Origin of the sequence: Flavobacterium sp. ASW18X (assembly GCF_005144745.1) — a bacterium.
GTDB lineage: Bacteria > Bacteroidota > Bacteroidia > Flavobacteriales > Flavobacteriaceae > Croceivirga.
Genome location: NZ_SWKK01000014.1, coordinates 1 through 13727, shown reverse-complemented (window position 1 = coordinate 13727; position 13727 = coordinate 1). Strand labels below are relative to the sequence as shown.

The window sequence follows — 13727 nt, the reverse complement described above, 5'->3', positions numbered from 1 at the left end:
ATGGCTTTTTTTATGCTTGGCGTCCTATACTACCTTCTTCTGTAGGAGTTATTACAAATTGTTTTGAGGGTTTTAAATTTGCTTCTTGTCTGTGCGATACATATAAAATGGCTGCTTTGCTCTGTTTGCTGTAAGTGTTTACTAAGGCTACAAAGAGTGCCGCTTTTTCGTCATCTAAACCTACAGTAGGTTCGTCTAAGATGAGTAATGGTGGGTGCTTTATCATGGCTCTTGCAACCATAAGTAATCGTTTATCTCCTGTACTCAAGTCCTTGAAATAGCTGTTTGCCTTTGATGTAAAACCCAAAACGTTAAGCCATTTTTTAGCCAAGTTTTTTTCTATAGCATTTGGAATGGTGTATAAACCTACGGAATCATGTAAACCTGCAATAAGCATATTTTCAACAGTGTGATAGCCTTTAAATTTATCTACCATTGCAGGAGAAAAATAACCAATCATTTTTTTGATGTCCCATACACTTTCTCCACTACCTTTTTTATGGCCAAACAACTCTAGATTTTGACCGTATCCCATAGGGCTATCACCGGTAATCATGTTTAAAAGGGTGCTTTTTCCACTACCGTTGGGCCCAATTAACTGCCAGAATTCCCCTGGTTTAATAGTCCAGTTGATGTTTTTTAGAACTTTTTTAGCACCAAAGGATACGGAAACAGCCGTGAACTTAGCAATGTTTCTGTAAACCTTTGTGGTGGTTAGTGGCTGGGGAATGTCTTCGGTAAACGTAAAAGTTGGTTCTTTAGGTTTAGTTGCGTGGCTGGTGATACCATCTTGAGTTAAATAATACCATTGAGATATACTGGGAAGTATATCTGAAGGTCTTGTTACTACTTGTATTATCTGATGTGTCTTAGACAAAGCATCAAAATCTTTTTTTAAATGCTCTTGTGTTGCTACATCTAAATTATCATAAGGATTAATCAGTAATAAAGTTTCATAATTTTGTGCTAGTAAATAGTGCAGTAGTAATTTTTTGCGTTCACCGCTACTCATGGTTTTTAAGGCTTGGTCGGTATTTTTGGTTAAAATCTTCTGCGCTAACCGGTCTTCTAAATCTATGTAATGGGCTATTGTAGTGTTAGAAAAAAGTCCAACACTTTTAGAGTTAGTGATAGGTATTTCTTTGTATTTATTTGCTAAAATATCGGTAGAAAGCGTAGCGGTATTAGTATCGTTAGGTATTAGTAGGGCTACGGATTGTTGCATAAAGTTGTTTTAAATTAAATGTATGCTATAAATACCAACAAGATTACCTTTGTATAGGGTAGTTTTGCGCAGTTTCATGCCATTCTTTTCTGCTACTTTTATGGAGGGTATGTTTTTGATTGCTATAATAGAAATTAATTCTTGGGCTAGCTGCTTTTGAGTTGCATAAATTTTACAAGCGGTGGCTGCTTCTGTGGCGTAACCTTGCTGCCAATATTGTGGTAAGATAGAATAGCCAATTTCCCATAGCATCTCATCGTCTACTTTCTGCAGTAGCAAGCCGCAAAGACCTACCAGTTCATTGGTTTGTTTGCTGATTAAGGCATTCATGCCACCAGTATTTTTTTGGTATCGTTCAAAAATACCTTCAAATTGCTGTGTACAGGCAGTTTTTGGGTCTTGTGGCAGGCCGTACCAATATTGAGAACTTCTTTTGTCTTGATGGAAGGGTAACCATGCGTCAAAGTCAGACGGTAAAACCTTTCTAAAGTACAAACGCTCCGTTTCTTCTCCTTCTAATAAGTAAGAAGATGACATCTCCTATCTATTATAAGTAATTTTATCGCCAACCTCTAGATTCCATTTTTCTGCTAAGCCCGCATTGACCTCTAATACGTACTGGATAGGTACTAAAGAAGAAAGTCCGGTTTCATCAAAAGGTTTTGCGTTTTCTTGGAAACTAGCAATATTCAAATTTTCATCAATATAAATGATGTCTAACGGAATCTCTGTATTCTTCATATAAAAGGAATGCACGCTTACATCTGGGAATATAAAGAGCATACCCTGCTTTTCTTCCATATGGTCTCTGTACATTAAGCCAGTTTGCACTTCGTATTCCGTCTCTGCAAATTCTATGTCTAACTGCACCAAGAGCGAGTCGTTTTTATGTATACGTAATTCACCCTCTTTGGTAAATGTAATTTTTTCTGTAGTTATAGTTTTGCTTTCGGTTTCTTTACAGGCGGTAAAGCTTACAAGTGCTAAGAATAATACTGCAAAAGAATATTTCATACTTAAGAGATTGCTGTTTTTTCTTTGGTAGGTCTAAACATTAAATACAAGCCTATAAGGACAAAAGGAATGCTAAGCCATTGTCCTGTGCTTAACGTTTCACCTAAATTAGATTCAAATCCACCCTGACTTTTCTTAAAAAATTCTAAGAAAAAACGAATTGGACCCCACATGGTGGCTAGCCAAAACCCAAAAAGAAAACCTTCTTTCTTTGGAAGATTGGTTTTCCAATACATCCAAAAATACATGACTAGGAATACAATTAAATACCCAAAAGCTTCGTACAATTGTACAGGGTGCCTAAAAGGGATGCTTTCTAATACAGCAGCAAAGTCAGGGTTGTTTTCTATAGCTTTGTAAGCTGCGCTTGCTGTTCTTTCTTTAGTTAACATCATTGCTTGGTAGCCAGACATATCATCAGAGTCACGTATAAAACGCACAGCCAACGGAAAAGACTCTTCGGTTACCTTGCCATTGATTTCAGAATTAAAAAAGTTACCAATACGTACAAAAGCACCACCGATAGCACAAGTAATTGCAACACGGTCTAGGAGCCAAAGTACGCTCATGTCTTTATACTTTCTAGAAAACAAGTATAGCCCTAATATCCCAGCAATAGCAGCTCCGTGGCTAGCCAATCCTGTAAAACCCGTAAATTCATATCCATTAATAAAACCAAAAAGGCTGCTATTGGCACTTTCTCTTATGGGTAGTAAAATTTCTAAAAGGTGGTCTTTATAGTGGTCCCAATCATAGAAAAAAACATGGCCTAACCTTGCTCCTAACATAATGGAGATTACGCAGTACATAAACAGAGAGTCTAGTTTTTCCATAGACTTATTCTCGTGCTTAAAAATTCGCTTCATGATGTAAAGGCCTAATACAAAGGCTGCAATCCAAAGTAAATTGTAATATTTAATCTGTATAAAACCTATTGTAAATAGGGTTTCGTCTGGATTCCAGGTAAAACCAAGAAAGTACATGTGCATTTGTTTTGGGCTAAGATAATTATTTAGGAATAAGCTAGCTTTTGTTTTGGCGTATAGATTTTTGTTAATTTAAAAACTAGCCTTAGGGTACAGGGTCGTGACCACTACCACCCCAAGGGTTGCAACTTAAAATACGTTTTATGGCTAACCAACCGCCTACAAATAGGCCGTGTTTTTGTAAGGCCTCTACCGTGTATTGAGAACAGGTAGGAGAATAACGGCACGTTGGTGGGGTTAAAGGCGAAATAAATCTTTGGTATATCCGAACTAGAAAAATGAACGGCGCTATCAGTATTTTTTTAAGGCTAGTTGATGCTAAAGGTGGTGCCATCTTTTCCGTCCTTTAACTGTATGCCCATAGCTATTAGCTCGTCTCTAATTTTATCAGAAGTTGCAAAATCTTTATTAGCTCTTGCTTGGTTTCTTAAATTGATTAGAAGATTTACTACACCTTCTAAGGTTTCACTATTGTTATCTGTAGTGGCTTGGTCTTTAAGGCCTAATACTTGACTTACAAAAACTTCCATAGTGGCACTTAATTTTTTAGCATCGGCCTCGCTAATGGTTTCTTTACCCTCTTTGATAAGATTGATGCGTTTTACTGCATCAAAAAGTTTAGCTATAAGTATGGGTGTATTAAAATCATCGTTCATGGCATCATAACACTGCTGTTTAAATGCATCTACATCAAAATTAGTAGTGGTGGTAGCTGTTTCTAACTTACTTAAAGATTTCATAGCTTCCATTAACTTGTAATAGCCTTTTTCTGAAGCTAATAGGGCATCATCACTCAGGTCTAAGATACTGGTGTAGTGCGCTTGCATCATAAAAAACCGAACTACGGCAGGGGTAAATGCTTTACTAAGAATGTCGTTATTACCACTAAATATCTCTGATGGATAAATATTGTTATTGGTAGATTTAGACATTTTCTTACCATTAAGAGTCAACATGTTGGCGTGTAACCAATAGTTAACCGGGGATTGGCTATTACAGGCTTCTGCCTGAGCTATTTCGCACTCATGATGTGGAAATTTTAAATCCATTCCGCCGCCATGAATATCAAATGTTTCGCCCAAGTACTTGGTACTCATTGCGGTACATTCTAAATGCCATCCAGGAAAACCATCGCCCCAAGGAGATGGCCAGCGCATAATGTGTTGGGATTCTGCTTTTTTCCAGAGGGCAAAATCTTGCGGATTGCGTTTGTCATCTTGCGCCGTAAGCACTCTGGTATTGGCAACCATATCTTCTAAATTCCTGCCGCTAAGTTTACCATAGTCATTGCTTTCATTAAACTTAACTACATCAAAATATACAGAACCGTTTACCTCATAGGCAAATCCATTATCTAAAATGTTTTTGATGATTTCTATTTGTTCAATTATGTGCCCTGTTGCTGTGGGTTCAATGCTTGGAGGTAATAGGTTAAAATGCTGCAAGGTTTCATGAAAGTCTACCGTATAGCGTTGCACCACCTCCATAGGCTCTAGCTGTTCTAACTTCGCTTTTTTGGCAATTTTATCCTCTCCTTCGTCTGCATCATTTTCTAAATGCCCGGCATCTGTTATATTACGTACATAGCGCACCTTATACCCTAAGTGTTTAAGGTATCTAAAAATCATATCAAAAGACATAAACGTACGGCAATTGCCTAAGTGTACATTGCTATATACCGTAGGTCCGCAAACATACATGCCTACATAGCCATCTTTTATGGATTTAAAAACTTCTTTTTTTCCGGTTAAGGAATTGCTGACTTTTAAGGTTTGCTGATTGTACAGTTGCATTAAAATTCGGTATCTAGGTTAATGTAATCCAAGAATTCGCTTCTCACGGCTTCATCCTTAAATTTACCGCCGTATTCTGCTGTAACCGTGCTACTTTCTATATCACGAATACCTCTTGAATTTACACAAAGGTGCTTCGCATCTATAACGCAAGCTACATCTTCTGTGCCTAATACTTTTTGTAGTTCTTTTACTATTTGTATGTTGAGCCTTTCCTGTACCTGTGGTCTTTTTGCGTAATAATCCACAATACGGTTCATTTTAGAAAGGCCTACCACAGTACCATTAGAGATGTAAGCCACATGTGCGCGCCCCACTATAGGGAGTAAATGGTGTTCACAAGTAGAGTAAAGTACAATGTTCTTCTCTACCAGCATTTCACCGTACTTGTACTTATTGTCAAAAGTAGATGCGCTTGGTTTTTTGTCTGGATGTAAGCCGCCAAATATTTCTTTTACAAACATTTTGGCTACACGTTTTGGAGTTCCTTTTAAGCTATCGTCGTCCAGGTCCATGCCTAGCGTGAGCAATATTTCCCTTACATTATCTTGGATTCTGTCTATCTTTTCGTCATCGGAAAGTAAAAATGCATCTTTGCGTAAAGGGGTGTCCGATGAGGAGCCAACGTGGTCGTCGCCTCTTTCTTCATACTGTTCTTCCAAAGTCTGATCTAATTTCATTAGCCCTAAAATATGACCCACAAAGATATACATTAATGCCTTATTTAACATCTTGTATTCGACCATTGACAACATAAATTATTGTTAAGGGGGGCGGTGCTATAGATTTACAACTTCCAAATACGTAATTACTTATGTTTAGGTCTCACAAGATCTTCTTCATTTTTTGTTGGTTATTATCGCTAGGAGCAATAGCACAAACGGCACCGGATTGTAGTACAGCTATACCCATTTGTTATGATACGCCTATTAATGGTGGTACCAACGGGTATGGCGTAGATGATTTTAATGGAGCTGCAGACACGGGATGTTTACAGCAGTCAGGGGTTGGTACAATAGAATCTAATAGTGCATGGTATTTTTTTAGAACCGGAGCTAGTGGACAGTTGGGATTTAATATTGGCCATGATTCCGCAGAGGATTGGGATTTTGCACTTTACAGAGCAGAGGATTGTAATGCTTTAGGAGAACCTATTCGTTGCAATTTTGCAGATAACAGAACCAACAGCGCTTACACGGGAGTAGGGGAGCACCCTTCTGGCGATACGGCATCTTTACATTTTGAAGATTGGCTTACGGTGGAGCCGGGTGAACAATATTATTTGTTGGTAAATAACTATACGAACAATAATAATGGTTTTTCTATTCAGTTTACAGGGGAAATATTTGTTACGAATCCTTATGATGCCTTGGATTGTGCTATCATAGATAATTTATTGGGCGGTCCGCAAGTAGCTTGTCAAGGGGATCAAATTACTTTAGATGCAACTACAGAAGGAGCTTTGGGGTACAATTGGTTTAGAGATACGGGTAATGGTTTTGAGCAAATAAATGGCGAAAATTTAGAAACCTTAACCGTTATAAATGATGCTTTCTACCGTGTGCAGGTTTTAATGGGGTCAGAAACAATAATTAGTGACGTGCAAGTGGTTTTTATGGCAATACCTACTGCCAACAGCGTTGCAGATGAGATAACGTGTCAAAATGAAATAGGGTTCAATCTAAACACTAAGGATAACGAGGTTTTAGGAGCTCAAAGTCCAAACGATTACTTAGTCAGTTATCATGGCAGTCAACTAGATGCAGATTTGGGTAGCAATCCTTTGCCTATTCCCTATTTTGGTTCGGTTGGGGAAGAAACTATTTATATTAGGGTTGCTAATCGTCAAAATAGTATGTGTTTTGATAGCACACAACAGTTTATATTAACCACTTTAGCTTCTCCAGATTTGGGTCCAGATGAAGAATTACTCATTTGTGCAGAAAACGGAGAGTTAACTATTGGAATTACAGCGCCGGACCCGGATATCACTTATTCTTGGAACACTGGAGAAATCACTCCTTTGATACAAATTACTACTCCCGGAGAATATGTTTTAACAGCTCAAAATAATAGTGGAAATACGTTTTGTGTTCGTACAAAAACATATAATGTGGTAGCTTCTGTTATGCCGGCTATTGCAGAAGTGATAATAGAAGATTTTAATGTGAGTAACACAGTTACTATTGTTCCTGTAGATGGGGGTGAATTTGAATACCGATTGGATAGTGATGATTTTCAGTCTAGTAATACGTTTATAGACGTTTTGCCAGGAAATCACGTGATTCATATGAGGGATATATATGGTTGTGGAGTAGTAAAAGAAGAGATTGTGGTATTGGGATTCGTTCCTTTTTTTAGTCCTAACGGCGATGGTGCAAATGAAACTTGGCATATTAAGGGCATTGAAGAGTTGGATGAAGCCGTAGTGCGGATTTACAACAGATATGGAAAATTGCTAAAGGAACTAACCGCTCAAGATAGTGGCTGGGATGGTACATTTAAAGGATTGGCCGTGCCTTCATCAGACTACTGGTTTAGTTTATCGTATCTAAATTCAGATGGAGCTCGTGTAGAGGCTAAATATATTCAGAACCATTTTGCGCTAAGGCGTTAATTCTATTCACTTGTCATACATCGATTTATCGATATTTTCCTAGGTTTTATATAATAAATTTGGGTGTTTTGCAGTTAAACTCTATTGAAAACTAGAGCGCCCCAACCCATGCGAACACTACTTATTGTTTTTACCTTTCTGTTAGGTACTACCTTTTTGGTACGAGCGCAGAACTCTGCAGATTGCCGTACCGCCATTCCTGTTTGTGCAGATGCACCTATTATTGGCATTGCAGAAGGCAGCGGAGATATAGACGAATTTGATCCTGATGTTATTAGAGAAACCGGCTGTTTAGAAAAAGGCAGTAACAGTTCTGCGAACATTGAAAACAATACTTCTTGGTTTGTTTTTAGAGCAGGTACAGACGGCAGAATTGGGTTTGATATAGAAGCTTTGCCGGCAAATGGAAATACAGCAATAACGGCAGAGTGGGATTTTGCCCTCTATGGTCCTTTTGATGAAGAAGACAACATAAATTATTGTGGTGTAATTGGTGATGGTTCTATGCAACCCATACGTTGTAACTACGAGGTAAACGATACACAATTTACTGGTGTTGGAGTAAATCCAGAAAACGGGCAAGCTGGAGCTCCAGCCTTAGCATCTAACAATAATACCTATGATGAATGGTTAGATGTTGTTGCGGGGGAAATCTACTATCTTTTTATAAACAATTACAATACTAATTTTGATAATGAGCCAGAGTCTTACGTTTTAACATTCACTGGAGAATCCGTAGACGAAAATCAGGATACGTCACTAGATTGTACATTGAGAGATGAATTTTTAGGGTTTGATATCATTGCTTGTGAAGGCGACCCAGATATTACACTATCAGCACTTAATTCTCCTGCAGGGAGTGGTATTGTAAGCGTTGATTGGTCTGTAGATTACGATGATGATGGTACTATAGATACGACGTTGGTAGGTACAGGAGATTTTGGCGGAGAGCTGGTAGTCTCTAGTCCAGATTCTGGACGCTATTTTGCTACTATTACGAATAGCTCAAACCAGACATATTCTGATGATATTTTAATTACATTTTATCCAACACCTGCGTTGCAAGAGGTACTCATAATAGAGGACTTGTCTAATGCCAATGACCCTGATAAATATGCAGTGGAGATTGTGGTAGATGGTACAGGAGATTACAAATATGCCATTAATGGTGGAGAGTTTCAGGATTCTCCCGTGTTTTTAGATGTGCCTCCCGGAGAAAATACAATCATTATAAACGATAAAAATGGTTGTGGTACTACAGAACCTTTACCATTCTTAGTCATTGGTTACCCAAAATTTTTCACTCCCAATGGCGATTTTGCTCATGATACTTGGATGGTGTTAGGTATGTCTCAGTTAGATAGTGCGGTGCTTTATATCTTTGATAGGTATGGAAAATTATTAAAACAACTAGGCCCAGCTGATGCAGGATGGGACGGTACTTTTAATGGGCGCCCTTTACCTTCTTCAGACTATTGGTTTAAGCTAGAATACAATCAAAATGAAGAAAGTGTTTTAGTGGCTAAAACAGTCCGTAATCATTTTTCTTTATTACGATAAAAAAATAGCCGAGTGGATTTCACTCGGCTATTTAGCTAATTCAATAAGAGTTTATCTATTAAAACTTTAATGTATACGTTAGAGCCACATTGGTGTTGGTAAAGGTGCTCGCTGCAGTATTCGAAGCTGCATCTAGTAATGCAAAATCCATGTCTTGTTCTGTGCGTACAAAGGATAAATCTAGTTTGCTGCCGCCAAAATCATACCCCAATCCTGCAGAATATCCGCTTAAATCATCCATGATTTGCTTGTCTGCATAGGGGCTCTCTATTATTTGGTATCCACCTCTAAGACTCAATCTTTCTATTCTGTATTCACCTCCTAATTTATAACTATTTACTGCGCCTAATTCACTTGCTATAAAGGTGTTTTCTTCTTCAAATACAGGGTCGTTGTTTGGCCTTAATTCCGCTTTGCTAAAATCCTGATGGCTGTAATCAAAACTTAGTAATCCATCTTTACCAAAAACTATAGCGGCACTACCAGTTACTTTGCTTGGGGTTTGTATCGTGTAATCTTCGTAAAAATTAATAAGATTAAAATTGATAAAACGAATTTCACTATCCGCCAGGTTAGAATTAATTTGTTGTGATAAATTATCGTTTAAATAGTACCAGGTAGGCGATTGGTAACTACCACCAACCCTAATATTGTCATTTAGTTTGGCTATAGCACCCAGACTAAAAGAAAAGCCATTTCCTTCAGTTTGCAATAAATTATCAAAGGAAGAAAAACTAACGGGAGAATCAGTATTGTAACCATCTTCATCTAATTGGGTAAATCTTTCAAATAATACCGAATGAAAATTTAAGGAGGCACCTAAGTATAAATTTTCTTGGTATTGACCAGAAAAATTTAGGGTAAACTTACTATTGTATCCAACTGTTGATTGCAAATAACGCTGATTTACTTGACTGTATTCTGTGTTAGATAAGTAACTTTCACCATCCGGATTATCTGGGTCAGCTGGGGAGATTAATCCACCTGCATAACCTAAAAAGGCTTGTTGGTTGCCAAAGTTTTGTAATTCTCCAATCTCTAAGTAAACATCGTCTACAAATTCGCTGTTAGGGTCGTAATTAATACTGCCAAATGGGACTCCCTTGGCAAACCCTAGAAAGTACTGGTCAACCCCAGTTGTACTGTTTCCGTTAATTCGGTATTCATTATCAAAACTGTCAACTAAATCATAGTTAACAGCTAATGCCATTTTTTTCCAATTGCTATTTGGATTTTGAGAGTTAAATACAAAAACACCACCAACTTGGTTTAATTCAACGGAATTCAGGGTGGTATTATTAAAAGAGCTGCCGTAGCCTTGGTCGTTAGACCTATTGTAATTGGAGCCAGAAATGGCAAACTGTCCGTAATTGAAAATGGCAGATCCTGCGGGGTTGCTATTTAATGATGATAAATCACCACCTAATGCACCAAACGCGCCGCCCATTGCTTGGTACCGAGCTGTGCCTTGGGATTCTTCTAACCCTAATCTCAAAACATCATTTATATTCTGGGCATTTGCACTTAGGCATGCCAATCCCAATATGAGTGTTAATATTCTTCTCATAGCGTTGTTTTAAATACTGTGTTTTTTTAGAAAATTATTGTCTTCTACCACTGCTTCTGCCAGAACTTGAACGTCCAGAACTAGAAGATCTGCTACCAGAAGAGCTAGACCTGCTATAACTACCACTACTTCTACTAGAACTTCCAGAGCTTCTGTAACTACCGCTACTTCTGCTGCTAGAGCGACTACCGCTATTATAAGACCTGCTTCTGCTAGATGAGCCAGAAGAGGTACGTCCGTAAGACCTATTGGTGCCAGAAGAGCTTCTGCTTACACCTGTATTGCTAGATCTGCGGCTATATGTCCCTGTGGAATTTCCTCTATTATATGCTGAATTTGAACCTCTATTGTAACCAGACCTACTAGTACTTGCAGAAGATCTAGAATATTGGTAGCCCCTCGTGGCGCCACTGTATCTAGGTACAGATCGTGAACTTCTACTAGTACGGTATTGTTGATTTCTGTTGATTGCTGAGCGGTTTACTGTGCCTGTACTACGACCGCTAGAATATTGACTAGAACGCCCAGTTGTACTTCTGGCGCTTGTGGCTCTTCTAGAGCTGCTGTAAGCGCTAGATCTACCTCTATTGTAATTGGAATTTATAGCATTATATCCTCTGCGGGTTCTGTTGTACGCATAATACCTATTGTTGTAGTTATTGTAGTAAGGTCTACCCCAGTTTCTACCGTAATAACCTCCGTAGCCCCAGTTGTTCCAACCCCAGCCATAACCCCATCCAGCATAACTCCAACTATTAAAGAGCCAAGGGTCGTTCCATCCCCAGCCGTAACCCCACCCGGCATGTCCCCATCGGTATGGGTTGTACCATCTGTTGCCCCAGCCCCAGCCAGTATTCCAAGTATTCCAACCCCAGCCATTCCAGCCTACATTCCAAAGCCAAGGGTCATTCCATCCCCAAGAATTATCATAAACATTTATTTGTACCCTAGAAGCGTTGTCACCCCAACCTCCATAACCTTGGTAGTCATTTTGTGCATAATACTCTTCGGGGATGTTTACCCCAATGCTATCATTGTATTGCTGTCCATAGTACTCATCTACATCCGTAAAAACCTCAGAATCTAGAATTTCTCCATACTGATTCGCTTTTTCACCAAAGTAAGACCCATAGGTATTAGTGGCTGTCTGCTGGTTTCTTACGCCTTCTGCATTTCTTTTTTCTACAGAAACAACTTCGTTGCCGCTGCTATAAATACCGTCGTTGTCATAATAGGAGGCTTGCTGGTAAGAGCCGCAAGATGCTAAAACCAATCCTAGCGAACATAAAATCACTGTAGATATCTTGGAGAGGGGTAAATTATGGTACATAACAAATCTTTTTATTATTGAACATACTAAAAAATAGTTAGTTTTACCGTTCTATTTTTGTTAAACCTAGTCACAAGATTTGTGCCAAACTAAATTGGATGGGAAAAAACTTAACGAGCAGGGCAGAGGATTATTCTAAATGGTATAACGAATTGGTAGTCAAAGCAGATTTGGCAGAAAATTCAGGAGTACGTGGATGTATGGTTATAAAGCCTTACGGTTTTGCCATATGGGAAAAAATGCAGGCTGCATTAGATAAAATGTTTAAAGAAACGGGTCATGAGAACGCCTACTTTCCACTTTTTATCCCAAAATCTTATTTAAGTAAAGAGGCTAGTCACGTAGAAGGCTTTGCCAAAGAATGTGCTGTAGTTACACATTACCGATTAAAAAATGCTGAAGACGGTAGCGGTATTGTAGTGGATGAAGATGCAAAATTGGAAGAAGAGTTAATTGTAAGGCCTACTTCTGAAACCATCATTTGGGATACTTATAGAAAATGGATACAGTCCTACAGAGATTTACCCTTAAAGTTAAATCAATGGGCAAATGTAGTACGTTGGGAAATGCGTACGCGCTTGTTTTTACGTACGGCAGAATTTTTATGGCAAGAAGGGCATACGGCTCATGCTACCGAAAAAGAAGCTATAGAAGAAGCAGAGCTTATCTTAAAAGTGTATGCTGATTTTGTAGAGCAATTTATGGGGGTGCCAGTGATAAAAGGCGTTAAAACAGAAAGTGAGCGTTTTGCAGGTGCTGTAGAAACGTATTGTATAGAGGCACTAATGCAAGATGGTAAAGCTTTGCAGGCAGGAACTTCTCACTTTCTAGGTCAGAATTTTGCAAAGGCGTTTGACGTAAAATATGCTACTAAAGAAGGCGGGCAAGAACATGTTTGGGCTACATCTTGGGGCGTGTCTACGCGTTTAATGGGGGCTTTAATTATGACGCATAGCGATGATAATGGACTTGTTTTGCCTCCTAATTTGGCGCCAATACAGGTAGTTATTGTACCTATTTACAAAGGCGAAGAACAATTAGACGCGCTTAGAGAAAAAATCAATCCATTAGTAACCGCGTTGCGAGAAAAGAATATCTCTGTTAAGTTTGATGACCGTGATACGCATAAACCTGGATTTAAATTCAATGAATACGAATTAAAAGGTGTGCCTGTGCGTTTAGCAATGGGGAAACGCGATTTAGAAAACGGTACCGTAGAATTGGCTAGGAGAGATACCTTGGAAAAAACTTCTGTAGCATTAGAAGAGGTTGTTGAAAAAGTAGAAGGTTTGCTGACAGAAATACAAGAAAACATTTACAATAAAGCTAAATCGTTTCAGCAAGAAAACATCACAGAAGTAAACTCTTACGATGAATTTAAACAAGTTTTAGAAGAAAAAGGCGGATTTATCTCTGCTTTTTGGGATGGTACCAAAGAAACAGAAGAAAAAGTAAAGCAAGATACCAAAGCAACCATACGCTGCATTCCTATTGGGGTTAAACAAGAAAATGGGGCTTGTATGGTAACAGGAAAACCAGCAAATTATAGGGTGCTTTTTGCAAAAGCATACTAAGAATTAAAAAAAAATGGTTTAGGTATTGCAATACTTAAAAATAGTTGTATTTTTGCGTCCG

The 13727-nt window shown here is 38.4% G+C and carries 12 protein-coding genes; 3 read left to right on the top strand and 9 right to left on the bottom strand.

Translation table 11 applies throughout. The features are described 5' to 3' along the window. Positions 1–10: 10 nt before the first annotated feature. The 7 genes from FBT53_RS10420 to folE all read right to left on the bottom strand — a co-directional run bounded on the left by FBT53_RS10420 (position 11) and on the right by folE (position 5698). Complete coding sequence (locus FBT53_RS10420) at positions 11–1225, bottom strand: ATP-binding cassette domain-containing protein (RefSeq protein WP_136951130.1); 1215 nt, start codon at positions 1223–1225, stop codon at positions 11–13. A 9-nt stretch (positions 1226–1234) separates the two neighbouring features. Then, positions 1235–1762, bottom strand: coding sequence for a GNAT family N-acetyltransferase (locus FBT53_RS10415; RefSeq protein WP_136951129.1), 528 nt, complete (start codon positions 1760–1762; stop codon positions 1235–1237). Positions 1763–1765: 3 nt separating this feature from the next. Next, positions 1766–2239, bottom strand: a complete 474-nt coding sequence (locus FBT53_RS10410) for a DUF192 domain-containing protein (RefSeq protein ID WP_136951128.1) — start codon at positions 2237–2239, stop codon at positions 1766–1768. Between the two features lie 2 nt (positions 2240–2241). Beyond that, positions 2242–3222 carry a prolipoprotein diacylglyceryl transferase gene (lgt, locus tag FBT53_RS10405; RefSeq protein ID WP_136951127.1) on the bottom strand — a complete coding sequence of 327 codons (981 nt, stop codon included), beginning with the start codon at positions 3220–3222 and terminating at the stop codon, positions 2242–2244. Between the two features lie 88 nt (positions 3223–3310). Beyond that, a complete protein-coding gene (yidD, locus tag FBT53_RS10400) occupies positions 3311–3559 on the bottom strand; it encodes a membrane protein insertion efficiency factor YidD (protein ID WP_136951126.1) in 249 nt (82 codons plus the stop codon). Beyond that, the gene (cysS, locus tag FBT53_RS10395) at positions 3534–5018 is read right to left on the bottom strand and encodes a cysteine--tRNA ligase (RefSeq protein ID WP_136951125.1); all 1485 of its coding nucleotides are present in this window, start codon (positions 5016–5018) and stop codon (positions 3534–3536) included. The genes yidD and cysS overlap by 26 nt, the downstream gene beginning before the upstream one ends. Continuing rightward, positions 5018–5698 carry a GTP cyclohydrolase I FolE gene (folE, locus tag FBT53_RS10390; protein WP_136951124.1) on the bottom strand — a complete coding sequence of 227 codons (681 nt, stop codon included), beginning with the start codon at positions 5696–5698 and terminating at the stop codon, positions 5018–5020. Before folE ends, cysS begins: the two co-directional genes overlap by 1 nt. Positions 5699–5832: 134 nt before the next feature. Between folE and FBT53_RS10385 the strand changes: the two genes are divergently transcribed. Beyond that, a complete protein-coding gene (locus tag FBT53_RS10385; protein WP_136951123.1) occupies positions 5833–7635 on the top strand; it encodes a T9SS type B sorting domain-containing protein in 1803 nt (600 codons plus the stop codon). 108 nt (positions 7636–7743) lie between these two features. Next, positions 7744–9195, top strand: coding sequence for a T9SS type B sorting domain-containing protein (locus tag FBT53_RS10380; protein WP_136951122.1), 1452 nt, complete (start codon positions 7744–7746; stop codon positions 9193–9195). 58 nt (positions 9196–9253) lie between these two features. Here FBT53_RS10380 and FBT53_RS10375 read toward each other — a convergent pair whose 3' ends face one another. After that, complete coding sequence (locus tag FBT53_RS10375; protein WP_136951121.1) at positions 9254–10762, bottom strand: OmpP1/FadL family transporter; 1509 nt, start codon at positions 10760–10762, stop codon at positions 9254–9256. A 34-nt stretch (positions 10763–10796) separates the two neighbouring features. After that, positions 10797–12092, bottom strand: coding sequence for a hypothetical protein (locus FBT53_RS10370; protein WP_136951120.1), 1296 nt, complete (start codon positions 12090–12092; stop codon positions 10797–10799). A 98-nt stretch (positions 12093–12190) separates the two neighbouring features. On the opposite strand from FBT53_RS10370, the gene proS reads away from it, so the two are divergent. Continuing rightward, positions 12191–13666: a proline--tRNA ligase gene (gene proS / locus FBT53_RS10365; RefSeq protein WP_136951119.1), complete on the top strand. Its 1476-nt coding sequence runs from the start codon at positions 12191–12193 to the stop codon at positions 13664–13666. Positions 13667–13727: the final 61 nt, after the last annotated feature.